This window comes from Brevibacterium sp. HMSC063G07 (genome assembly GCF_001810665.1).
Taxonomy (GTDB): domain Bacteria; phylum Actinomycetota; class Actinomycetes; order Actinomycetales; family Brevibacteriaceae; genus Brevibacterium.
This window is the reverse complement of sequence record NZ_KV802360.1, coordinates 12166-35545: the sequence shown is the minus strand read 5'-3', so window position 1 is coordinate 35545 and position 23380 is coordinate 12166. Positions and strand designations below refer to the sequence as shown.

The following is a 23380-nucleotide window of genomic DNA, read 5'->3' as shown; positions in this document are numbered from 1 at the left end:
TGGCGGGACTATGGCCTTTGACTTTGCGAGCGAAATCGCCGACCTCAAGCAGACCTTCGCCTCGATTCGCGAGGTGTCCAACATCGATCAGCTGCGCTCAGAAGTCGCTGAGCTCACCGAGCAGGCGGCAGCACCTGACCTGTGGGACAACCCGGATGAGGCCCAGCAGGTCACCTCGAAGCTTTCGCACCGCCAGTCCAGGCTTGAAAAACTCGAAAAGTTTGATGAGCGCATTGACGACGTCGAACTGCTGGTCTCCATGGCCGAAGACGAAGACGACGGCGACGCCCTGCAAGAAGCGCAAGACGAAGTCAACAAGCTTTCCCGCGAACTGTCGGACATGGAAATCGCCACGCTCCTGTCCGGTGAATATGACGAACGCTCCGCGGTGATCACGGTTCGCTCCGGTGCAGGCGGTGACGACGCCACCGACTTCGCACAGACGCTCACCCGCATGTACGTGCGCTGGGCGGAAAACAACGAATACAACGTGCAGGAACTCGACACCTCGTACGCAGAAGGTGCGGGTGTGAAGTCTGCGACCATCCAGATCAATGCGCCCTACGCCTACGGCACCCTGTCAGTTGAAGCCGGCACGCACCGCCTGGTGCGCATCAGCCCGTTCGACAACCAGGGCCGCCGCCAAACCTCATTTGCGGCAGTCGAAGTCATTCCGCTCATCGAGCAGACCGACCACGTCGACATTGACGAAAACGACCTGCGCATCGACGTGTACCGTTCCTCCGGTCCCGGCGGTCAGTCGGTCAACACGACTGACTCCGCTGTGCGCATTACCCACATCCCCACGGGTGTGGTTGTGTCAATGCAGAACGAAAAGTCGCAGATTCAGAACCGCGCGGCAGCCATGCGAGTGCTCCAGTCGCGACTGCTGCAGCTGAAGCACGAAGAAGAAGAGGCGCAGAAGAAGAGCCTCGCCGGTGACATCAAGGCATCGTGGGGCGACCAGATGCGCTCCTACGTCACCCACCCGTACCAGATGGTCAAGGACCTGCGCACCGGCTACGAAGTCAACAATCCCTCTGCTGTTTTCGATGGTGACATCGACGGCTTCCTCGAAGCGGGCATCCGCTGGCGCAAGGAAGAACAGCAGAAGGCAGAAGAAGAAAACGCTCTGCCCTGATAAAAAGGACGATCCCAGAACATGGCTAAGACCGGCGAGTTCATAAAGAACGACGGCAAAAAGGTCGTCGCGCGCAATCGCCGTGCCTCTTTTGACTACCACCTGGAAGAGGAATTCGAAGCTGGCCTCGTACTCACGGGCACGGAAGTGAAGTCGCTGCGCGAAGGCCGGGCATCAATCACTGACGGCTATGCCCACATTGACCGCGGTGAAGCCTGGATCGAGAACATCTACATTCCCGAATACCTCCAGGGGACCTGGACGAATCACGCGGCCAGGCGCAAGCGGAAGATGCTTCTGCACAAAGCCGAGATCATCAGGATCACTCAGAAGCTCAAAGAATCCGGGCGCACTCTGGTACCGCTTGAGCTGTACTTCTCTGGTTCGCGCGTCAAGATCTCCTTCGCCCTGGCAAAGGGCAAGAAGGATTGGGACAAGCGTCAGGCACTGCGCGAAAAGCAGGACAAGCGCGAAGCCGAACGCGCCATGTCGCTGCGGCAGAACAGGTGAGCGGAACCTCGGCCTTCCTTTAGTCGGCTGTCAGCCGGCACATGATCGGGGACTGAGCCGGCACCTCGGCAGGGGCTTTGACCAGTGCGTCCCTCAGCGTGAGTCGTTAAACTCGGGGCTATGCAGCGAGTAGATTTCTATTACGATCCCTCTTGCCCCTTCTGCTGGGTCACCAGCCGCTGGCTTGTGCAGGTCAGCGCTAAGCGCGACATTGACGTCACGTGGCGGCCATTCAGCTTGGCGATTAAGAACGACGAACTGCCCGGCGGTGCCAATGAAAACTCAGGTCACTCGAAAGGCCACAACGCCGGTCACCGTGTGCTGCGTGTGATTGCGGCGGCTGAGAAAGAAGGCGTCAACGCAGGTGGTCTGTACACCGTGTTCGGTGCGGCTCGGCACGTTGACGGCACGGACTTCACTGACGAACTCATCAGTGAAATCCTTGCTGATTCTGGCCTTTCCGAAGACCTTCTGAAAGCCGCTGACGATGACAGCTGGGATGAGCACCTCAACGCTGAACTGAAGTCGGCTCTCGACCTGGTCGGAGACGATGTCGGTGTGCCAATCATCGCCTTCGAACGCGAAGACGGCTCCAAACAGGGCTACTTTGGTCCGGTCATCCTTACCCTTCCCGCGGAAGAAGAAAGCCTCGCCATGTGGGACGGCCTGAGCAGCTTGGCCACGGTTGAAACCTTCTACGAACTCAAGCGCACCCGTCCATCTGGCGGGCCCGATACCCAGAGCACCAAGGGTCTCTGAGGATTGCACTGATTTCCCAGCACGCTTAGGTTGACAGAGCACCATTTCTCTGACGAGGCGGAGCTCACCCAGCGCCGATTTGGTCTCGTTGCCATTCCCTTCCGGGGACGGCAACGGGACTTGTGGATTCTCGGGGGCCTGTTGTGTGGAGTTCAGGCGCTGGGACAGGGTTTTGCATCGGCTGTGGACAACCTGGGGATAAGTCGGCCGATCAAGTTTCTGCCAGGGGTTGCCCTGCAGTCGACTTGACAGATGCTGAGCTTCTGACCTGCATAAATATATGTTTGTGAGTTTATGCACGCTATTCTTCTGCCTGTGGTTGGATCTGTGGATCAAGAGGGCTTCCTGCTGGCGTTGGCCCCGCGCTGAGGCGGTTCCTGCTTGTTGAGCACTGCTCGTCCACGGCTGTGGATAACCCTGTGGGATTTGGGGATTCAGTTTGCCAGCAGGGTGGGTCTGAAGTTATGCGTGAGTGTGGCTTCAGATCTGTTTTCGGGTGCTGATCTCACTGCTTCGCGCCCCGGTTGGCTTTGTGTGGGGCGGGGGTGGAATAATCGTCTGAGCCTGCAGCGTTAACGCTGTGTGTTAGACAAATTCATATGGGGATGATCGGTTTCGACGTTGACGTGTGTGTCGAGTGAAGCGGGTCGAGGATGCAGGGTCATCTCGTTAACGATCCTTGCAAAAGAATAGGTGCTAAATCTAACGACCGCACCGAGTTCGCCCTCGCCGCCTGATAAAGGCCTTCAACTAGCGAGCTGCGACTCTGCCGGCCTAGGTCTGCTTTCGGCCTAGCTCCCGGTATCAGCTTAGAAAGCCACTGCTGACGGTGTTTGTTGGGGACACCGTCGGGACTTCTACCCAACTCCGTCTGTTGAGCACGGTGTTCGTGCCAAGCTCAGGACCTAAGAAACATTCTTCACGAACTGCACCCGGAGAAGCCTCGGTGCATCGTCGACGGACGCGGGTTCGATTCCCGCCATCTCCACCTCGGGGGAAGCGTTGAACTCTATAGTCAACGCTTCCCCCATTTCTTTTGCGTCAGAGAGTTCCTCGAAGGTGACTTCTGCACCGTGGTCGAAGAACCATGATGCGATGGTCAGCTCGCCTGGACCGACGAAGATCTTGTCCATGAAGTACTCCAGCAGCAGATCCCTGGTCTCAGGGGCATCCATTGTTGCCCCGGCATACTTTTTGTAGAACGTTCCGATGCTGACCTCATCCTCGAACGGGGCTGCTTTGACATGCTCGGCCTGGATCGCACCATCAAGCTCACGCTTTTGGTCTTCCAATACCTGCATAGCCTCAGCTGTGGCGTCATTGAAGATGCCAGCAGCTATCGCTTTGACGAAGTTAGCCAGCTTGGCCGCCACACCCTTCCGGCGAGCCTCCAGTGCCTCTAGAACTGCCGTTCCCCGTTCATGCGTCTCTCGGTAGTGGACTGCCATGTCCACGGCTAGAGAAGCCAACATGGCTTCGTCGTCGAGGAAGTCCTCAGCCGTCTCCGCGACACGTGCCTCCAAGTCGTCTTTACGGAGGGGCTTAAGCGTGCACTGCTTCTTACGCTGGTTGAAGCAGTAGTAGTACCGGTGCTTTCTGCCGGTTTTCGATGTTTCTGAAACACCTTGCACCTTCTCCATATAAGTGGGGAGGCGCGAGGCCTCGATCTTTAGTATTAAACACCGATACATGACTGTTCTCGTCGACTTGACCATTGTTGCCACGGTCGTTGGGCGCGAAGAGTCAGGGCTTTGCAGCAACGCCATCACTGGCGCGAGCCTGAAATGCCCTGTTGTTGCGCGAAGCATCCAGCAGCTGGTGGTAGATCCACGTGGTCTGCAATGGCTTTCGGAGCGCGTGACGATCACGGTCATCGGCAGCTTCTCCAGTGGTTCTCGCGGGCGCTCGACGCCGTCGGGCCCAGTGCCAGGGCCGTACCGTACTCGCGCGGCATCCGTAGCCACCTAGCCACCGCGCCAGCTGCGGCTGCGCTTGTTGACAGTCTCAACCACCAGGGGTTACCTTGTAACTGGTTATCAGGTAACCATTCGTTGTATTCATGAAACGGGGGACAGTGCATGTCCGTAAAGCACGCGATACTTGCGCTCCTGTCGTCGGAGCCGTCGTCGACATACCAACTCTGTAAACGCTTCGACGCGTCCACCGGCCAGAGTTGGCCGCTCAACATTGGGCAGGCGTCGTCGACGCTCCAGCGCCTGGAGCGCGACGGACTCGTGGTCCGCGACGACACGGAGACCGACGGCGAGTCAGGCGGCCAGCCTTGGCGGCTCACGAGCAAGGGCGCCGATGATCTCCAGGTCTGGTGGGAGCGCCCTGTAGTCGCAGAGCAGCGCGGCCGGGGCGAGCTCGTCGTGAAGCTCGCCCTCGCTACGGTCACGCCCGGCGTCGACGTGCTCGCGCTTGTGCAGCGCCAGCGCAGCACGACGCAGCGGACCCTGCACGATCTCACCCGCTTGCGTCGTCAAGCCGACGATTTCGTCGGCCAGCTCGTGCTTGACCACCACCTGTTCCTCACCGAAGCTGAACTCCGTTGGCTCGACCACATCGAAGGCACCCTGGGCCGTCGTGCCGAGGTGCGCTCAGACGCCGACGCAGCCATCACGGCTGAGCCCTCGCCGGTGAGCAACGCGAAAGGCCGCCGATGACGTCGCCGGGCCCGCTGTTAGCGCTACGTGATGTGACCCGCGTCCACGGCGAGGGTGCGCGTCGAGTCACCGCTCTTGACGCCGTGAGCCTCGTCGTCGAGGCGGGCGAATTCGTTGCCATCATGGGACCTTCAGGCTCGGGCAAATCGACGCTGCTGAATCTCGCGGGAGGCCTCGACTCCCCGACGAGCGGCGAGGTGCTCGTCGAGGGATCCCCGCTCTCCGGGCTCACCAGCCCGCAGCTCGCATCCATGCGACGCCGCCACGTCGGCTACGTGTTCCAAGACTTCAACCTCCTGCCTGGGCTGAGCGCCGTCGAGAACGTCACCTTTCCCCTCGAGCTCGACGGCATGCCATGGCGTCGAGCTCGACGCGCGGCGATGGATGTGCTTACCCAATGTGGGATTGCCAAGCTCGCTGATCGTCGTCCCGAGGAAATGTCGGGTGGTCAGGCCCAGCGCGTCGCCATCTCCCGGGCGCTCGTCGGGCCTCGACGGCTCCTGCTCGCCGACGAACCCACGGGCGCGCTCGACAGCGAGACCGGCGTCGCGGTGCTCGAACTCCTTCGCCAGCGTGCTGACGAGGGAGCGGCGGTGGTCATGGTGACGCACGAGCCTCGATTCGCGGCATGGGCGGACCGCACGGTATATCTGCGCGATGGGCGCATCTCGGGAGAGGCTGGGCCGACCGACCCGAACCAGCTGCTTGACGAGCTCCACACCGGCGACGGAGCACCCCGATGAGCGCCTGGCGCGCCGTGCTGCGGTTGGCGAGCCGCGACGCTCGACGCCACTTGACCCGGACGATTCTCGCCGCTTTGCTCATCGCCTTGCCGGTCGCGGCGCTCGGCACGTTCTTCTCTATCTCCTCGCCGGGCGCCCCGACCACGAAGCGTGTGCTGGAGAGCATTCCCGACGGTGGCCAGGCCACCATCACGGCCGCAGCCCTGCCGCAGGGTGGACCACCATTTCCGCAGATCCCCGAGGGTGCCCCCGGGCCGTGGATGGACGATGAAGAAGTGCGCGCCGCAGATCCGGAGCAGATTCGCGCGGCACTCCCACCGGCCATCGAGCTCTCCGAGTACTGGACGTCGCCGTCGCTCGTCGCATCGCCAGAGCTCGGGCTGCAGCCGGGGCAGGAGCAGACCCTCGACAGTCAAGTGAAGACGCTCGATGGGAAGCCCCCCAAGCGGCTCGCGATGGTGGAGCTGTGGGAGGGCGAACCGTGGGCCTTTTCCGCCAGCGCGCCGCGTGTGGCTGAGGGCACCGCTCCGACGACGCCCTCGGAAGTCATCATCACGCGCTCCCTGGCCGACCGACTCCACCTCGAAGTGGGCGATTCGCTGGGCTTCCTCGCGCCACCGGACGTCGGCGTTCGCAGTTACGACGGCAACCTCGCCGCCGCGATGAACGATTCCGCCCGAGGTTACCGTGTGGCTGGCATCGCTGACACGTCCGGCACCCGCGCCTGGGCGCCGTCGGGCTGGTTGTCGTCGCTGGCCGCGAAGCATCCGGAAGGGCTGCAACGGCACTGGTTCGCGCACGGTTCGGAGCCCGTGACGTGGACGGATGCCAAAGCGCTGAACAAGCTCCAGGCTTTCGCGATTTCCAGGCACGTGCTCGAACACTACCCGGCCGCCGACGAGCTCTACCCGGCGGACATCGATCCAGCGCAGCTGCTGGAGCGAGCTATCGGCGTCGCGGTAGCACTTGTGGTGGGTGGGCTGCTCGTGTTCTTCCTCGTCACTCCTGCGATTGCGATTTCCGCGGAGCAGTCGCGGCGCACGCTCGGACTTGCCGGGGCGGTCGGCGCCACCCCACGCCACCTGCGGCGCATCGTGCTGTCCCAAGGGCTTGTCATCGGAGTATTCGGTGCGGTGCTGGGATGCGTGCTGGCAGTCGCGTCAGCTGCGGGATTCGGCGCACTGCTCGGGGCGATGGTGCCAGCCGAGGACTCCGAGCAGCCGCGATTTGGTGCGGACGTGGCGCTCGCCAACTTCCCCTGGTGGGTGCTCGTTGCCGGTGCATGCATCGCCGTGCTGCTCGGCCTGATCGCCGCGTGGGGGCCGGCGCGCTCCGTCGCTCGTCTCTCGGTAGTCGATGCGCTGCGCGACAGGCCCAGCGTGCGCGCGCAACGTCGTCGTCGGGGACGCTCGCTCATCATCGGCCCCGCACTGCTCGGTATTTCGGTGCTGGTTGGCGCGGCGACGCTGTTGGCGCGAGTGCCCGAACATGTGGCGGGCCAGGAAGCTAAGGCGGAACTTGCGCCGGGCTCGCTGCCGCCAGGCGCGACGGTGTTCGTCATTGGGGCGTCACTTGCCATCGTGGCCGCGCTGGCCGGCCTCGCGGTCACGGTGCGAGGGCTGCTTCCACTCCTCGGGAGGCTCGGGGATGGCCGTCGACCGGTGTGGAAGCTGGCGCTTCGAGATGCGGCCGATCATCCGTCGCGGACGGTGCCGGCGGTCCTCGGCGTGATGTTCTCGCTGCTGGCAGCGTCGTATCTGTTGGTCATGGGCGCGTCGCAGCATGCCGATCTTCGGACGACGGGCGAGTCCGTCGACTGGCGGGGGACATTCCTCGTCTCTCCGACGGTGTCCATCGACCCGGTGCTCGATCGGGCCATCGCCGATGCTGCGCTGGAAGAGCTGTCCCGCAGCCTGCCTGAGGTCGACGGTTCGCATCCCGTCGAAGCGTTGGCCCACGACTCGCCGACATTGCTTCTCCCTCTCCAGCCGAAGGGCCGCGAATGCCCCGAAAACACATTGGTTCACGCCGCCTCGGCACGAACTCCGGGAGCTCCGCTTCGTTGCGTGAGCGAGGTCTCTGGTGCTGCCTTCAATGGGGGGACCACCCGGTTCGGAAGCCCCGAATCTCCCTCGGAGCCGCCGGTGTTGATGGATGGCCCTGCGCTGCAGGCGATGCGTCTGCCAGGGGCCGACGCCGCCGCGCAGGTGCTGGATAGTGGGGGTGTGTTGGTGAGCGATGCCTCGTTGATCGATGACGACGGTCGTGTCCGTCTTGCGCGCATCCCTCGTGAGAAGCTCGACACGCTCGAAACTGATCCGCACGACGAGGTGAAGCTCCCGGCGAAGTTTGTGCGGGGCATCGGTACCGGCCTCGTGATGTCACCTTCGACGGCGCGTGGCCTTGGTCTCGACCACATCGTGCTGGAGGGCGTGCTGGCAGACACCTCGAAACCGCTGGATGAAGCTACGCTCGAGCGCTTGGGTGACGAAAGAGTCGGCGGGCTGGTGTGGGTGAGCCTCCCGGACTCGACAGACCCGCTTGAGGGCAACAGGGGGCCAGAGGAGCGTGCGGCCACGTGGGGGCCGCCGGTGCTGCTGGGGGTCCTCTCCGTTGCAGCGGCGGCCATCGCGGTGCTGCTGTCCGCCACGCAGGGGCGCCGCGACGCGATCACGGCCTATGCGGTGGGTGCGTCACGAGGCGTGCTCGTGCGGATCGGGATCGCGAAAGCTGCGGTGATCTTGCTGTTCGGGGTGCCGTTAGGGCTCGGCACCGGGCTCGCGGTCAGCGCCTACCACGTCGCTTGGAAGAGGCGGATCGCTTCCAGCGGGGCGTGGCTGGACACCGTCCCACTGTGGGGCTACCAAGCCATGCTGGGGGCGGGGGTCGTCGTCGCGGGAATGCTGGCAGCGCTGCTGCTGACGAGGCCGCCTCGACAGTTGGTGCGGCGCGGGCTCGACTGACGTGGCCATATGCGCCCTGCTTTTGAAGTTGACCGTCACACGATGCGCGGAGCAGAGTGGGTGACCACGAAGGGGGGAGAGGTGTGCTGACTGATGGTCTTCGTATGGAGGCCGTCAGAAGCGGCATCAACTCATGCAATGTGGGAGCCCACGGCTGAGTAACGCCGTAATCGATTATCTTCTTGCCGCCAGTTGCTTGCATTGGCTGTGCTGCTGGCTCGCGAGGGGCCTGAGCGGTAATACAGCTGCAGCCAAGCTATCGACCGCCGTTTCACGACGGTTGGTGAGCGTGGCAGCTGTCTGGGGGGTGGTCACGTTCTGCAACCGGTCAGCGCAACGTGCCCACCACCAGTCCCGGTCCCGAAGGGAAGGTCAGTTCTCCCAGGCTTCGATGATTTGCCAGGTTGTCGTCTCACGTTCGAGGGTCGGTTTCCCGCCCCGTTGTCGAAGGATTCTCGAGGCACGGCGTAACAGCCGGTGAGCCATCGGCGCATCGAACAGAACAGTGCCTCTCCAAGTCGCCCCCACGATTTGATTCCTGTCTGCGAGAGTACGCATTCGAGTGCGGTCTTTCCCCGGCAGGACAAGCCCCTGACGCCAAGCGCGGTGATAGTCCAACGCCAGGGACTGCCAAAGGTTTGGTTGACTGAGTGTCTTGCACTTTAAGTGGGTCCGGGAAAGGACGTTGGCTGTGAATTCAGCGTACTCACTATAGTAGAGGTGGGGGAGAGGGGGAATGAACGCTCACCGCTGCAATCCATTATGATTTTCTGTTTGGGTGCTTGCAGGGATTCTTATCTGTCGAGTATTGCGAATAGCAACTTCTAACTCGGCACTGATGTTCGGTGTGCATCAGTTGGGTGCAAGATCCTTGTAGGGGTGAACCCAGCAGTGGTTTGCGATTCAGCCACCCAGCCGTTTCGTACACCCACTTGAGTTTTGTAGCCAAAGTTGAGTACGGACAACCGTGTAAAGTCCTGGGACGTAGTTCACTCGATGTTTCGGGACTTTTTGTGTTTCGGCCTGGCGAACTGCGGGTGCGAATCATGCTGTCATGACTGACGCCAGAGTTTCCTTGGCTTGTGCGACCAGCAGAGAAGGCTTGCTTAGCATTGAGTAATGACTGCGTTTGAATCACCTTCTGCATGGACCCGTCGGTCGGTCCTCGCCGGGCTGCTGACGGCCCCGTTTGTTGGGTTGGTTAACGGTTGTGCACCAATCAGCACGAAACACAGCGAAACTTCGGGTGCGCGGAAGGCCCTGGTCTACCGCGGGCCGGCGGGGTGCGAAGGCTGCGCGGAAACTCTTGCAGAGCGGCTGTCTCAATCGCCGCTGGGTATGGACGTTGCGTTCATCGGCCCGGATGAAAAGTTCCCTCTCGAAGCGAGTGCTCTTTCTGGAGTCGCTCTCTACGCTCAGCCGGGCGGTGGAGACGATATTCCCGCCGCTGCGCAGAGTTTTCCTTCCGATTTCATTCGCGGGGTTGCTGACTTTGTTATGGCAGGCGGAAGCTACCTTGGGGTCTGCATGGGTGCATATCTTGCAGGGACCGAAGGCTTTGGTCTTGTGAACGAACCCGTCGAGGGTCAGGTGAATGTTCCCGGCTTCCCCGTGACAGACAGCACGGCTCAAGTTGTGGCAGTCACGTGGGACGAAACCTCGCGATGGACCTATTTTCAAGAGGGAGCGAGGCTGCCCAAAGAAGGCGCTGAGGCTTATGCCCATTACGAAACAGGCGACATCGCCGCCGCGTACTATCGGTTTGGGGAGGGAAGTGTGGGCTTGATTGGCCCCCATCCAGAAGCTGATAAAACCTGGTTTGATGACGATGATCTTGTCGACCCCGACGGCGACGACTGGAAATACGCAATCCCACTTGTCGAGCGAATTCTCAGTTGACCGGCGGGAAACTTGGGTGCAGGCGGAGAACCACAGATCAATTCGGTGAAGGCGTTCTGACTTGCCTGCTGAGCAAGAGGCAGCAAGTTTCGGAATGCGCCTTTGGGTGGCTCTGCAGGCCCCGGTGGTTCTTCGAACGACTGGGGTTCATTTTGTCCCCGACATTGGTTTGTCCTCAGCGCCGGTACAGGTGGCCTTGTTCATGGTCTGCCGTCTGCAGGTGCAGGCCGAGCTTTTCTGCCAGCCGGGCGGATGGGGCGTTGCTTGGATCAATAATCGCCACGACTGGACGCTCAGGATGCGTCTGACGTGCCCAGTCAATGGCGGCAGCTGCGGCCTCGGCCGCATAGCCCCTTCCCTGGGCTTCGGGCGCAAAGCGGTAGTAGAGGTTGAGTACCTTTTGGCCCTGTTCCTCTGAGAAGCGCAAGCCTGTAAAGCCGATGATCTCGGCTGGTTCTCGGAAAACGACAAAGTAGCCGATTCCGTCCTCCGCCCAGTTGCGCTGCCACGCGGCCAGCAGCTCGAAGGCCTCGTCACGGTTCTTCATCGCCAGTTCAGGGCGATGCTGGTAGGTCCTTGGGTCAGAGTGGATGCTGAACACAGCATCTTCATCGCCGTCATGCGGTGGTCGTAGTGCCAATCGCTCAGTCGTAAGTGAAGTCATTGTTCCCTTCGAGTAAAGAGCTTCAAAGTGCGCTTCCGCAGCTTTTCCGGTCAACTCTTGTAGATTTTGTCGCTCCGGCCGATAGAAAACACCTCGATGGTTGGGTCGCGCTCAGAGTTCCTCTAGGACCTCGTCAATGCTGAAACGTTCGCCGTTGTCCTCCGAAATTGCTTCGTGGAGCTCTTGTAGGTCAAAGGAGTCTTCGATTTTCTCCAAGATCGCTGACCGGGCGAAGTCGGAAACCGTGACGCCTTCAGAATCGGCAAATTTGCGAACAAGAACGGCGCTTTCGTCAGGCAGTTCGACAGTTATCGTGCTCATGCAATGCTCCTCTCGCTGTTCGAAGCAAGTGTATTCAGCAGCGCTGACACAGCCCTTCGAAAGTTGCCTGCCTACGCCCCAATAAGGTTTGCCGCCAGTCCCGTCACTGCGCCGATCAGCACGACGGCCCATGCGGGCCACTTAGCCAGCATGAGCAGCGCCAGGCACGCCAGAGCAATCAGCAGGGGAGCGGGCCCCGTAATAGCTGAAGACACAACCGGGGTGATGAGGGCCGCGGCGAGGATCCCGACAACAGCGGCATTCGCTCCAGCCACACCAGCGCGCGCAAGCGGGCTTGTCTGCACTGACGCCCAGAACGGAAGCGTGGCTATCACCAGGAGCAGTCCGGGGAGGAAAACGGCAATCAGCGCAACCGCCGCACTGAGCCACGCCTCGGCGGTGGCGACCCACTGGGGCGCAGCCAAACTGGCCAGCAGGGGAAGGCCCATCAAGAGGACCGCGAACAGGCCAACACTGATCAGACCCACTGTCGTCGAAACGTGCACACGCAGCGGATGGTCAGCGCCACCAGCCACCCCACGGCAGAAGAGCAGTCCCGCCACAATGCCCGCACCGATAGCCGTCACCTGCCCGAGGTTCCCAGGTACCAGCAGGGCCGCAGCAGCTCCCGTGGCTGCAATGAGCGCGCGACGAAAATCTGGCGCGAGCGTTGTCGCCATACCCATCACCGCGTGCGCCACAACAACAACGGCAACAGCTTTCAAGCCCATGAGGAGGCCGTCACCCACAGGGCCGCCGAGGTGGACGGCACCAAGTGCGAACAGCACCAGAAGCAGGGCGGAGGGGAGAGTGAAGGCTGTCCATGCGGCAAGGGCGCCCAGGGTTCCGCCGCGGAGCAGGCCCAGAGCAAAGCCCACCTGTGACGATGCCGGGCCCGGCAAGAACTGGCACAGGGCAACGAGCTGTCCGTAGTGGCCGCAGGTTTGCGCTTTAATGCGAAATCACGCAGTAATGCAGCGCATTAAAGCGCAAACCTGCATTACTGCGTGAATCCGGCGTCGGTCTAGCCGCTGCCCGACATCAAGCCCGCGGCATATCCTCAGTGCCGCGGCGGATGCGCTGCTGCCACGCAGTCATGATCCGCTCCGGCGTGGGCCGGGACATGAGCGAGCCGACAACGTAGGCGATGAGCGAAGCGCCCAGGCCGAAGTAGATCGGCGTGTTCGCAAACAGCCCGTTGACGATCATGAAGATGACAGCGGTACCTGTTCCTGCGATCATGCCCGCCAGAACTCCGACGATGGTGCCGCGCTTCCACACCAGCCCGCCGACAATCGGGATGAACAAACCGGCCACGAGGATGTTGTATGCAATTGTCAGCGCATCGACCACGCTGGTCATGACGCAGGCCAGGATGATCGACACGATTCCCAAACTGACCAGGTAGATCCGTGAGTCGCGAACTTCGTCCCCGGTTTCGCGCACGAGGCTGCCGCGCAGAGCTTCGCCGAGTCCGCTGCTGGTCGATGTGCGCTTGGCCAGAGCGGGTTCAACAACGTCCTGACGCAGAACCGTTGAGGCGGCAAGAAGCGCACCGGATGACGTCGACATGACAGCCGACAGCGCTGCTGAGAGAACCAGTCCGGCAAGCAGCGGTGACAGCGCATGTTCGGTGACGGCTGTGAACACCTGGTCGGAGTCTTCGATGCCGGGCACCAGCACGCGGGCCCCCACACCCACCAGGGCACCGGCAGCACCGTAGAGCACGCAGTACACACCGGCGGCGAAACCACCCCAGCGAGCGGTGCCGGGGGAGCGGGCGGTGAACACGCGCTGCCAGATGTCCTGACCGATGAGCAGGCCGATTGTGTAGATGAGAACGTAGGTGATGATCATGTTCGGCCCGATGGCCACCGGGTCGAACGCTTCGGGACCCACTGCGTTCCGGATGGCGGTGAAGCCGCCTGCGTCTGTCAGGACGATCGGCAGCAGGATGATGAAGATGCCGACGGTTTGGATGAGGAACTGCACGAAATCGGTCATGGTGATCGACCACATGCCGCCGAGCATGGAGTAGACGATGACGACAGCTCCGCCGATGAGCACCGCAGGCACCCGGTCGATGCCCAACAGCGAGTGGAAGATCGCGCCGTATGCCACCGTGGAGGTTGTCGAGATCATCAGCCCGTATGCGGTCATGATGATTCCCGAAACAGTGCGGGAGCCGATTCCGTAGCGCAGCTCCAGCATCTGGGACACCGTGTAGATCTCCAGGCGTTGGATCGTTGGGGCGAAGAGCAGGCTCAGAATGATGATGCCCAAGCCGATGCACACAACCAGCCACATGCCCGACAGTCCGTGGACGTATCCCAGGCCGACACCTCCGACGGTAGAGGCTCCGCCGAGCACAACGGCGGCCATAGTGCCCATGAACACCAACGGTCCCAGCCGCCGTCCGGCAACAAGGAAGTCCTCCTGGTTCTTCGCGCGGATTCGACCCCAGACGCCGAATGCGAGCATGCACGCCAGGTAGACGGCTACGATTGCTGTTTCCATGGTGTTTCTCTCTTGCGGGAAGGGCAGTGGGGCAGCTGCAGTGCGTGCCCCGACGGATTCGGGTGGTTGGTGAAGCGGATCAGATCCTCACGTGGATGAGTGTTGGGACATCAGCGCCCAACGCCTCGGCAACTGCGCGTTCCAGCTGGTCAGAGCAGTCGGGGTCGGTGGCGTCCAATTCTACGCCCTTGCCGCCGAACGCCGTGCCCAAAGCCGCGAAATTCGGCCTGGCCAGGTGGACGGCGAACGGGTCGATGTGCCGCTGCTGCATCTGCGCTTCGATTTCGGCATAGCCCCCGTTGTCGACGATGACCATGGGGATGCCCAGACCCAGTTCGACTGCTGTCATGACTTCCTGGATGGAGAACATGGCAGCGCCGTCGCCCACGTGGACGACCACCGGGCGGTTTGGATCTGCCAGCTTGGCGCCGATTGCAGCGGGAATGCCGTAGCCGAGGGTGGCAAAGCCCGGCATGTACAGCAGCTGGTCTTCGCTGTGGGCCTGCAGGGCGTGGACGGCTCCGTCGTAGGTGACCTGCGAAGAATCACCGGCGATCACGGTTCCGGGCCCGCCTGCGGCTGTGATTGCCCGCGTCGTCCACACTCCCGCACCGTCGGGGAATTCGCTGCGCCATTCGCGATTGAGATCGGCTGTCCGTTCAGCGCCGCTGCGGCCCGGCTGCTCACCCAGTTCCCGGCTCAGCGCATCGACGAACTCCCGGCTGTCGGAGTGAACCAGGATGTTGCCCGGCAGGTTTTTGTGCAGCTGATCGGGGTCGATGTCGCAGCGGATGACTGTCTGGGTCGGCTGGTTTTCGGGCTGTTCGGGTGGGCAGCCCAGGTGGTCCCAGGAATTGACGCCGCGCGCGCCGATCCGTCCGCCCCACAGGTCGGAGTCTGCAAGCTCTGAACCGATCACCAACAGGACGTCGGCGTTCTGCGACTCTTTCTGCACCGAAGGAAAGCGCACGCTGGCACCCAAGGACAGGGGGTGTGACTCATCGACTGCGCCCTTGCCGTTGGCGGTGGTCACAAGCGGTGCGTCGAGCTTTTCAGCCAGCGCGGTCAGCGGCCCGGCCATGCGGCGGGCACCACCGCCGGCAATGATGAGCGGACGCTGTGCCGCCGTCAGCGCCTCGGCAGCTTCGGCAACTACTGCGGGAGCCGGCTGTATCGGCGTGACGGTGCGCGGCACCTCGGCGGTGCCGTGCCAGGGGCCCTCGAGAACATCGAGCGGCACCTCGATGTGGATCGGCCCCGGCCGTTCCGAAGCGAACCGGGCGAAAGCCTCGGACACGGCGGCAGCGGCACCTTCGGCGGTGCGGGTGCGCTTGGAGCCGACCAGGAGATTGTCGATGGCTTCGGCGGTGGCCTTTGTTTCGTGCAGCAGACCGACATCGGCCCGCTCCAACCCGTTGGGCACACCGGGGGAAAGGATGAGCATGGGACGGGATTCCGCATAGGCGGTGGCGGCTGCCGTGATGACGTTCGTCAGGCCCGGACCGGAGGTTGTGATGACAACACCGGGTTTGCCGCTGAGCAGCCAGTAGCCGTCAGCGCCATAGCCTGCACCCTGTTCGTGGCGGGGCGTGATGGCGCGGATGCCGAAGGTTTCAAGGTGGCGGTAGAACTCCAGATTGTGGGTTCCGGGAATGCCGAACACGGTGTCGACGCCGTGGGCCGCCAGTGCGGCGATGACGGCCAAACCGCCGTTGCGATAGGCGTCGTCAACGCGCTTCAGGCGTTCGTTGATGCTGGTCACGTGTGCTCCTGGTCCAGGGTAGAAGGGGATGGTCAGAGTACGAGGCGGAGCTTCCCTCCCACTTGTGCCGTGTAGGCAGTCCGCGGGAGGGCAAGCGGATCAGCCGAGGTTGTCAGCGGCGAAGCCCGTGGGAGATTCGGCGCCCTTCTTCTGAGCGGCCCACAGAGAAAGGAGTTCGTAGCCGACCTGTGCTGCGGCCAGACCGGTGATTTCGGCGTGGTCATAGGCAGGAGCGACTTCGACGATTTCAGCGCCGACGATGTTGAGTCCCTGGAGGCCGCGAATGGAGTTGAGCAGTTCGCGGCTTGTCATACCGCCGGCCTCGGGGGTGCCGGTGCCCGGTGCGGCCGCGGGGTCGAGCACGTCGATGTCGACGGAAATGTAGACGGGCGCATCACCCAGGCGCTTGCGGATGCGGGCGACAATGTCCGGCAGCGGCTGGAACTGGTAGTCGTCGGAGCGCAGAATCTGGAAGCCGAGCACAGCATCGTCCTCGAGGTCCTTCTTGCCGTACAGGGGACCGCGGATTCCCACGTGCATACAGTGTTCGAGGTCGAGCAGACCCTCTTCTGATGCGCGACGGAACGGCGTTCCGTGAGTGTAGGGCGCACCCATGTAGGTGTCCCACGTGTCCAGGTGAGCGTCGAAGTGCAGCACCGCAATCTTTCCGTGGGTTTTGTGCAGCGAGCGGATGTTCGGCAGGGCAAGCGTGTGGTCTCCGCCCAGGGTGAGCAGCTTCGAGCCGTCTTTGCGCGCTTCGTCGGCGTTGGCTTCGACAGCGGCGATGGCCTCTTCGATGTTGAAGGGGTTCACGCCCAGATCTCCGCAGTCGGCGACCTGCTGCCAGGAGAACGGGTGCACGTCGGTGGCCTGGTTGTAGGGGCGCAGCAGCTTGGAGGACTGGCGGATGTGGGAGGGGCCGAACCTGGTGCCGCTGCGGTAGCTCACACCGGCGTCGAAGGGGATGCCGATGACCTTGACGTCGATTGGCTGGCCTGGCCGCTGTGCTTCGACTTCGTCAATGCGCGGCAGGAGGCCGAAGGTCGGTGGGCCTGCAAAGCGCGGGGTCAGGCTGTAGTCGGCTGGGCCCAGGGGTTGGGATTCGCTCACGTGTTCCTCCTAGTTGCGATGATTCAGCTTCAGGTTTGAGGGGTGAGCTGCATCATGACATATCCAGTATGGCCAACAGCGCCCGCCCATATGCTGCAAGGTATATCTCTGCGTGCGCCTCTGGCGGGCCCGGGTCTTGGGGCCCAATCAGATATCGCTGGGACTGAAGGCCTTTGTTTTTTTGCTCGAATTGGGCCCTGACAGGCCCGGTGTGATGCATTAAACTGAAAAAATTTTTCTTGTGGACAGATGTCGAAAACCTGTGGATAGAGCCCAGGCTGAAAACTCTGCGAATCTCGGGCGATCCCCGGAATCTCGCGGGAGTTGAACTACATTGATGTGATTTTGGAAGTTCACAACTGTGGATGACGGGCTGACAGCCCCTTGTTGACACTGGGTGGGACGCGGCGCGGCGCCAGGAGATTTGCTCGAAAAAGCCTAGATATGGGCGTAGTCTCTTATCGGAACACAACATCTTGTGGTTACTCACCCGTCCGGTTTGGACGGCCAGCAGCCTGAGATCCGAGTCACCTTGAAGGAGACCCACATGATCACCGTTTACACCAAACCCTCCTGCGTCCAGTGCACTGCAACGTTCCGCGCCCTGGATGTCCGCGGTCTGGAGTACCGGTCGGTTGACCTCAGCCAGGACCATGGTGCCCTCGACGTTGTCAAGGCGATGGGCTACATGCAGGCTCCCGTCGTTGTGACCGACGGCGATCACTGGTCGGGCTTCCGCCCCGACAAGATCAATGCTCTCGCAACTGACAGTGCGGAGGCCGCAGCGGTCTGATCATGCTGATCGTCTACTACTCCAGTAGTTCTGAATACACCCACCGGTTTGTAGAAAAACTGGGGCTGCCCGCCGTGCGGCTGCCTCTGCTGACGAAGGACGACACTCCGCTGGTCAGCGAACCCTTCGTCCTCATCACGCCGACGTACGGAGCCGGACGCAACGCCGGCTCCACGCCGCGGCAGGTGATCAAATTCCTCAATGTCAAAGAAAACCGCGACAAGATCGTCGGAGTCATCGGCTCTGGAAACACGAACTTCGGCAGCAACTTCTGCCGTGCGGCCTACACGGTGGCAGAGAAGACCAAAGTTCCCGTCCTCTACAACTTCGAAATGTTCGGAACGCAGGAGGACGTCGACAAAGTGAAAGAAGGGTTGGACAAGCTGTGTCAACGACAGCCGCAGACCGCGACCTAGAAGCCATCATCCGCGAGGACACCGACCTCGACTACCACGCTCTCAACGCCATGCTCAACCTGTACGACCAGGACGGTCGCATTCAGTTTGAACGCGACAAGCAGGCGGCACGACAGTTCTTTCTCCAGCACGTCAACAACAACACCGTCTTCTTCCACGACCTGGAAGAGAAGCTCAACTACCTCATCGAGCACCAGTACTATGAAAAAGAAGTGCTCGACCAGTACTCGTTCGCCTTCATTTCAGAGCTGTCCAAGCACGCATACGCCAAGAAGTTCCGCTTCGAGACGTTCCTCGGTGCGTTCAAGTTCTACACGTCCTACACGCTGAAGACCTTTGACGGCAAGCGCTATCTTGAGCGTTTCGAAGACCGCGTCGTCATGGTGGCTCTGTTCCTTGCCCGCGGTGACGAAAAGCTTGCCCGTCAGCTTGTCGATGAAATCATCTCCGGTCGTTTCCAGCCTGCAACGCCCACGTTCCTCAACGCCGGCAAGAAGCAGCGCGGCGAAATGGTCTCCTGCTTCCTGCTGCGCATTGAAGACAACATGGAGTCCATCGGCCGGTCGGTGAACTCTGCGCTGCAGCTGTCCAAGCGCGGCGGCGGTGTGGCTTTTTGCATGACCAACATCCGCGAAGCCGGCGCACCCATTAAGAAGATCGAAAACCAGTCCTCGGGTGTCATTCCCGTCATGAAGATGCTCGAAGACGCCTTCTCCTACGCCAACCAGCTGGGCGCCCGCCAAGGTGCCGGTGCGGTGTACTTGAACGCCCACCACCCGGACATCTACAGCTTCTTGGACACCAAGCGCGAAAACGCAGACGAAAAGATCCGCATCAAGACCCTGTCACTGGGTGTGGTCATTCCGGACATCACGTTCCACTTGGCCAAGAAGAACGAGCCCATGTACCTGTTCAGCCCCTACGACGTCGAAAGCGTCTACGGGGTGCCGTTCACCGAAATCTCGGTGACAGAGAAGTACTACGAAATGGTCGACGACGCGCGGATCAAGAAAACCAAGATCAACGCGCGCGAATTCTTCCAAACGCTCGCCGAGATCCAGTTCGAATCGGGCTATCCGTACATCATGTACGAAGACACGGTCAACCGTGCCAACCCCATCAAGGGCCGCATCACCATGTCGAACCTGTGCTCGGAGATCCTGCAGGTGAACTCCGCTTCGCTCTACAACGAAGACCTCACCTACAACCACATCGGCAAGGACATCTCCTGCAACCTCGGTTCGCTCAACATCGCCGCGACTATGGACTCCGAAGACTTCGGGCAGACCGTCGAAGTCGCCATCCGCGGCCTGACCGCCGTGTCGGAGACTTCGAACATCGCTTCGGTTCCCTCGATTGAACGCGGCAACTCGATGTCGCACGCCATCGGCCTGGGCCAGATGAACCTGCACGGCTACCTGGGCCGCGAGCGGATTCACTACGGTTCCGAAGAGGGACTCGACTTCACCAGCATGTACTTCTACACCGTGGCCTTCCACGCGGTGCGCGCATCCATGGAGATCGCCAAAGAACGCGGTCGGGCCTTTGAGGGCTTCGAAGACTCCAAATACGCCTCCGGTGAGTACTTCGAGAAGTACACGCAGCAGGAATGGGCTCCGCGCACGCAGCGTGTGGCACAGATCTTCGAAGAAGCCGGTGTGCACATTCCCACCCAGGACGACTGGGCCAAGCTGCGCGACGATGTCGCCGAGCACGGCATCTACAACCAGAACCTGCAGGCTGTGCCGCCGACGGGCTCGATTTCCTACATCAACAACTCAACATCGTCGATTCACCCGATCGCCGCTCCGGTGGAAATCCGCAAGGAAGGCAAGATCGGCCGCGTGTACTACCCGGCACCGCACATGACGAACGACAACCTGGAGTACTTCCAGGATGCCTACGAAATCGGCCCGGAGAAGATCATCGACACCTACGCCGAAGCCACCCAGCACGTGGATCAGGGGCTGTCGCTGACGCTGTTCTTCAAGGACACCGCCACCACGCGTGATGTCAACAAGGCCCAGATCTACGCCTGGACCAAGGGCATCAAAACGGTCTACTACAGCCGCATCCGCCAGATGGCGCTGACCGGTACGGAAGTCGAAGGCTGCGTTTCCTGCATGCTGTGACTAGCAGCGGGAGAACAGAAGGGAACAACAGTGACACAGACACGTGACTTTGGACTGTCCGAGCGGGCTGAGGCGATCAACTGGAACCGCATTGAGGACGACATCGACCTTGAGGTGTGGGATCGGCTCACGTCGAACTTCTGGCTGCCGGAAAAGGTTCCGCTGTCCAATGACATCCAGTCGTGGGCCACGCTCAGCGATGACGAAAAGTGGATGACCATGCAGGTGTTTGCAGGGCTGACTCTGCTGGACACCATTCAGGGCACCATCGGTGCGGTTTCGCTGCTGCCGGACGCCCTGACACCGCACGAAGAGGCCGTGTACACCAACATCTGCTTTATGGAGTCGGTGCACGCGAAGTCGTATTCGTCGATCTTCTCGACCTTGTCGAACACCCGCCAGATTGACGAAGTCTTCCGGTGGGCAAAAGAAGAGCCGACCCTGCAGAAGAAGGCGAAGGTCGTCACCGACCTGTACCACGGGGATGACCCGCAGAAGCGCAAGATCGCTTCCACGCTTCTGGAATCGTTCATGTTCTATTCGGGCTTCTACCTGCCGCTGTACTGGTCATCACGCGCGAAGCTGACGAACACCGCCGACCTCATTCGGCTGATTATTCGCGACGAGGCGGTGCACGGCTACTACATCGGGTACAAGTACCAGCAGAACCTCAAGAGCGAATCCGAGCAGCGCCGCCAGGAGCTCAAGGACTTCACCTACGAAGTTCTGTTCGATCTGTACGAAAACGAAGTCGCCTACACCCACCTGATCTACGACCGGGTGGGCTTGGCTGAGGACGTGAAGAAGTTCCTCAACTACAACGCGAACAAGGCGCTCATGAACCTGGGGTATGAGGCCATGTTCCCGGCCGAAGTCACGGATGTGAACCCGGCTATTCTGTCTTCGCTCAACCCGAACGCGGACGAAAACCACGACTTCTTCTCCGGCAGCGGCTCCAGCTACGTCATCGGCAAGGCCGAATCCACCGAAGACGACGACTGGGACTTCTGAGCCACGTCCACACACATCGGCTCGTATAGCAGCGGCCCGGAACTGTTCAGAACAGTTCCGGGCCGCTGTCTTTGAGCGGTGCTCTTTCGCCGGGAAGTCGTAGTACCGGAGCTGGCGCCCGACTTCAGCGAGTGACCGCTGCTGTTTAGCTTCGGTCGGCTGCGAGCAGCAGCCTCAGTCAAAGGGCCGGTGACCTCAGTCGTTCCAGGCCCAGACGTCTTCGCCGCGCAGCGAAACTTCTGCACCGCCATCCACGTAGATGGTCTGTCCGGCCATGTGGGTGTTGGCAGGTTCCGTAATCCAGATGAGCGCGTCAGCCACAGACTCCGGCGGCTGGTGGTAGTTCAGCGGCATGGGAACCTGCTGGTCGACATACGCCGTCATTTCGGGAGTGGACAGAAGCTCTTCCGTCATGGGAGTCAGCACCGTGCCCGGGGCAATCGCGTTGACCGGAATACCGGCGCCAGCCCATTCGTCGGAAATCGAGACGCGGCGGATCCAGCGCGACAGAGCGCGCTTGGAAGAGGGGTAGGAAACATAGCCGGTCATCGGGTCATCCGACAGGTGACTCTCAGCGATCTCAAGGGCCTTGGCTTCGTCGCCGGCGAGCATCGCCTCGACCATGGCGGGATCGTTCGGCTGCAGTGACGCCATGGACGAAACAACAGCAACCCGAGGAGCCTCCGACTTCTTCAGCGCAGGTAGCAGAGCTTCCAGAAGCTCAACAACGCCGAAGTAGTTCACCGACACGGTCTTAGGAATAGGAGCGGCAATACCGGCAGAGGCGATGACAGCGTCAACTGTCCCACCGGCAAGTTCAACAGCGGAAGCGGCAGCCTGCGAGCGGCCCTCCGGAGTGGACAGGTCAGCCTCAATATCAGCGTTCTTCAGGTCGATTCCGACAACGCGGTCACCGCGTTTGCGCAGAATCTCGACGGTTGCGGCGCCGATACCCGACGCTGAGCCGGTGACAACATAGGTGCGGGTCATAGACTTTCGCCTTCCTCCGCCCGGTGAGCTTCGGGCGGTATGCGTTACAACGGCGGTCTGCCGTCGGCTCTAATCTAATCGTCTACAGGCAAATGGCAGCTGAAAATCCAGTGCGCAGACCACACCCGTTTAGCCGTCGGGAGGCCCTGATCCTGGCAGGCGACGTCAGTAGCCCAGACGCGCGTTTTCGAGAACCGGAAGCGCTGCTTTGGCTTTGTCGACGACTGCGAAATCAATGTCGGCGACAACCAGCTGCTCACCCTGCCCGTCATCCTGCGCGATCAGCTCACCGAACGGGTCAACGACGAGCGAACCGCCCACACCCGTCGGCGCGTCTGCAGGCACCTGAACACCGGAGACTTCCGGGTCCGCCTGATCTACCGCGGAGACGATCATGTTGGAATCCAGTGCCCGCACCCGCGCCAAAAGGTCCCACTGGTAGAGCTTGCCCGGGCCCGCACCCCAAGAGGCGGACACCAGCGTCAGCTTCGCACCCGCGCGGGAAAGCTCCGCAAACAGCTTCGGGAAGCGAATGTCGTAGCAGATGGCAAGGCCGACGGCCACCCCGTCGACATCGACGGTGACAATGTCACTGCCCGGTTCCACCGTGTCGGACTCACGGAACCCAAAAGCGTCGTACAGGTGGATCTTTTCGTACGCCACGCGCTGACCAGCGGGGGAGTAGACCGCCAGCTGATTGACCACTCGGGCCCCGTGCGCGAAGAACTCTCCGGTCACAATCGTCAGTCCGTGCTCATCCGCAAGCGCCTGCATCCGCTCCTGCCAGTCAGCCGCGTGCGCTCGCGTGTCCTCCCGCAGCCCCGGGCCGAACGACCGCATTGTGGCCTCCGGAAACTGCACCAGGACAGCTCCTGCCTCAGCGGCCGAACGCACATAGTCTTCGACCTTGCTCACATTGGCCGAAACATCAGGAGTCGTATTGATCTGTGCAAGCGCAATCTTCATACGCTCACCGTACCGCC

The 23380-nt window shown here is 61.5% G+C and carries 20 protein-coding genes and 1 other RNA gene; 13 read left to right on the top strand and 8 right to left on the bottom strand.

Going from position 1 to position 23380, the window contains the following annotated elements; genetic code table 11:
- Window positions 1-10 precede the first annotated feature (10 nt).
- The 9 genes from prfB to HMPREF2757_RS06605 all read left to right on the top strand — a co-directional run bounded on the left by prfB (window position 11) and on the right by HMPREF2757_RS06605 (window position 10681).
- Window positions 11-1141: a peptide chain release factor 2 gene (prfB, locus tag HMPREF2757_RS06645; RefSeq protein ID WP_070574514.1), complete on the top strand. Its 1131-nt coding sequence runs from the start codon at window positions 11-13 to the stop codon at window positions 1139-1141.
- 21 nt (window positions 1142-1162) lie between these two features.
- Entirely contained in the window at window positions 1163-1651 is a 489-nt protein-coding gene (smpB, locus tag HMPREF2757_RS06640; RefSeq protein WP_070574513.1) for an SsrA-binding protein SmpB, read from the top strand.
- Window positions 1652-1771: 120 nt separating this feature from the next.
- On the top strand, window positions 1772-2410 hold the full coding sequence (locus tag HMPREF2757_RS06635) for a mycothiol-dependent nitroreductase Rv2466c family protein (RefSeq protein WP_070574511.1): 639 nt from the start codon (window positions 1772-1774) through the stop codon (window positions 2408-2410).
- A 601-nt stretch (window positions 2411-3011) separates the two neighbouring features.
- Window positions 3012-3401, top strand: a transfer-messenger RNA (tmRNA) gene (gene ssrA / locus HMPREF2757_RS06625).
- Window positions 3402-4099: 698 nt separating this feature from the next.
- Window positions 4100-4378: a hypothetical protein gene (locus HMPREF2757_RS11710; RefSeq protein WP_141750204.1), complete on the top strand. Its 279-nt coding sequence runs from the start codon at window positions 4100-4102 to the stop codon at window positions 4376-4378.
- A gap of 110 nt (window positions 4379-4488) precedes the next feature.
- Window positions 4489-5076, top strand: coding sequence for a PadR family transcriptional regulator (locus tag HMPREF2757_RS06620; RefSeq protein ID WP_070574507.1), 588 nt, complete (start codon window positions 4489-4491; stop codon window positions 5074-5076).
- Entirely contained in the window at window positions 5073-5819 is a 747-nt protein-coding gene (locus tag HMPREF2757_RS06615; RefSeq protein ID WP_070574505.1) for an ABC transporter ATP-binding protein, read from the top strand. The genes HMPREF2757_RS06620 and HMPREF2757_RS06615 overlap by 4 nt, the downstream gene beginning before the upstream one ends.
- Window positions 5816-8782: an FtsX-like permease family protein gene (locus HMPREF2757_RS06610; protein ID WP_070574503.1), complete on the top strand. Its 2967-nt coding sequence runs from the start codon at window positions 5816-5818 to the stop codon at window positions 8780-8782. Before HMPREF2757_RS06615 ends, HMPREF2757_RS06610 begins: the two co-directional genes overlap by 4 nt.
- A 1119-nt stretch (window positions 8783-9901) precedes the next feature.
- Window positions 9902-10681: a BPL-N domain-containing protein gene (locus HMPREF2757_RS06605; RefSeq protein ID WP_141750203.1), complete on the top strand. Its 780-nt coding sequence runs from the start codon at window positions 9902-9904 to the stop codon at window positions 10679-10681.
- A 175-nt stretch (window positions 10682-10856) separates the two neighbouring features.
- Here the strand turns inward: HMPREF2757_RS06605 and HMPREF2757_RS06600 are convergent, their stop codons facing one another.
- From HMPREF2757_RS06600 to speB, 6 genes are all read right to left on the bottom strand, one after another.
- Window positions 10857-11345 carry a GNAT family N-acetyltransferase gene (locus tag HMPREF2757_RS06600; RefSeq protein ID WP_070574502.1) on the bottom strand — a complete coding sequence of 163 codons (489 nt, stop codon included), beginning with the start codon at window positions 11343-11345 and terminating at the stop codon, window positions 10857-10859.
- Window positions 11346-11456: 111 nt separating this feature from the next.
- Window positions 11457-11666: a type II toxin-antitoxin system RelB family antitoxin gene (relB, locus tag HMPREF2757_RS06595; RefSeq protein WP_070574500.1), complete on the bottom strand. Its 210-nt coding sequence runs from the start codon at window positions 11664-11666 to the stop codon at window positions 11457-11459.
- 71 nt (window positions 11667-11737) lie between these two features.
- Entirely contained in the window at window positions 11738-12622 is an 885-nt protein-coding gene (locus HMPREF2757_RS06590; RefSeq protein ID WP_083304151.1) for a chromate transporter, read from the bottom strand.
- An 85-nt stretch (window positions 12623-12707) separates the two neighbouring features.
- Window positions 12708-14183, bottom strand: a complete 1476-nt coding sequence (locus HMPREF2757_RS06585) for a sodium:solute symporter family protein (protein ID WP_070574498.1) — start codon at window positions 14181-14183, stop codon at window positions 12708-12710.
- A gap of 79 nt (window positions 14184-14262) precedes the next feature.
- Window positions 14263-15945 carry a thiamine pyrophosphate-binding protein gene (locus tag HMPREF2757_RS06580; RefSeq protein WP_070574496.1) on the bottom strand — a complete coding sequence of 561 codons (1683 nt, stop codon included), beginning with the start codon at window positions 15943-15945 and terminating at the stop codon, window positions 14263-14265.
- A 99-nt stretch (window positions 15946-16044) separates the two neighbouring features.
- On the bottom strand, window positions 16045-17055 hold the full coding sequence (speB, locus tag HMPREF2757_RS06575; protein ID WP_070574494.1) for an agmatinase: 1011 nt from the start codon (window positions 17053-17055) through the stop codon (window positions 16045-16047).
- A 547-nt stretch (window positions 17056-17602) separates the two neighbouring features.
- On the opposite strand from speB, the gene nrdH reads away from it, so the two are divergent.
- The 4 genes from nrdH to nrdF are packed head-to-tail and all read left to right on the top strand — an operon-like array spanning window position 17603 to window position 21407.
- Window positions 17603-17848, top strand: coding sequence for a glutaredoxin-like protein NrdH (gene nrdH / locus HMPREF2757_RS06570; RefSeq protein WP_070574492.1), 246 nt, complete (start codon window positions 17603-17605; stop codon window positions 17846-17848).
- Window positions 17849-17850: 2 nt separating this feature from the next.
- Window positions 17851-18264 (top strand): class Ib ribonucleoside-diphosphate reductase assembly flavoprotein NrdI, encoded by a 414-nt coding sequence (gene nrdI / locus HMPREF2757_RS06565; RefSeq protein ID WP_070574490.1) that lies wholly within the window; start codon window positions 17851-17853, stop codon window positions 18262-18264.
- A gap of 5 nt (window positions 18265-18269) precedes the next feature.
- A complete protein-coding gene (gene nrdE, locus HMPREF2757_RS06560; RefSeq protein WP_370919392.1) occupies window positions 18270-20396 on the top strand; it encodes a class 1b ribonucleoside-diphosphate reductase subunit alpha in 2127 nt (708 codons plus the stop codon).
- Window positions 20397-20426: 30 nt separating this feature from the next.
- On the top strand, window positions 20427-21407 hold the full coding sequence (gene nrdF, locus HMPREF2757_RS06555; RefSeq protein ID WP_176745903.1) for a class 1b ribonucleoside-diphosphate reductase subunit beta: 981 nt from the start codon (window positions 20427-20429) through the stop codon (window positions 21405-21407).
- Between the two features lie 195 nt (window positions 21408-21602).
- Here the strand turns inward: nrdF and HMPREF2757_RS06550 are convergent, their stop codons facing one another.
- Together HMPREF2757_RS06550 and HMPREF2757_RS06545 are read right to left on the bottom strand one after the other, a co-directional pair.
- The gene (locus tag HMPREF2757_RS06550; RefSeq protein ID WP_070574486.1) at window positions 21603-22397 is read right to left on the bottom strand and encodes an SDR family NAD(P)-dependent oxidoreductase; all 795 of its coding nucleotides are present in this window, start codon (window positions 22395-22397) and stop codon (window positions 21603-21605) included.
- A 165-nt stretch (window positions 22398-22562) separates the two neighbouring features.
- Complete coding sequence (locus tag HMPREF2757_RS06545) at window positions 22563-23363, bottom strand: nitrilase-related carbon-nitrogen hydrolase (RefSeq protein WP_070574484.1); 801 nt, start codon at window positions 23361-23363, stop codon at window positions 22563-22565.
- Window positions 23364-23380: the final 17 nt, after the last annotated feature.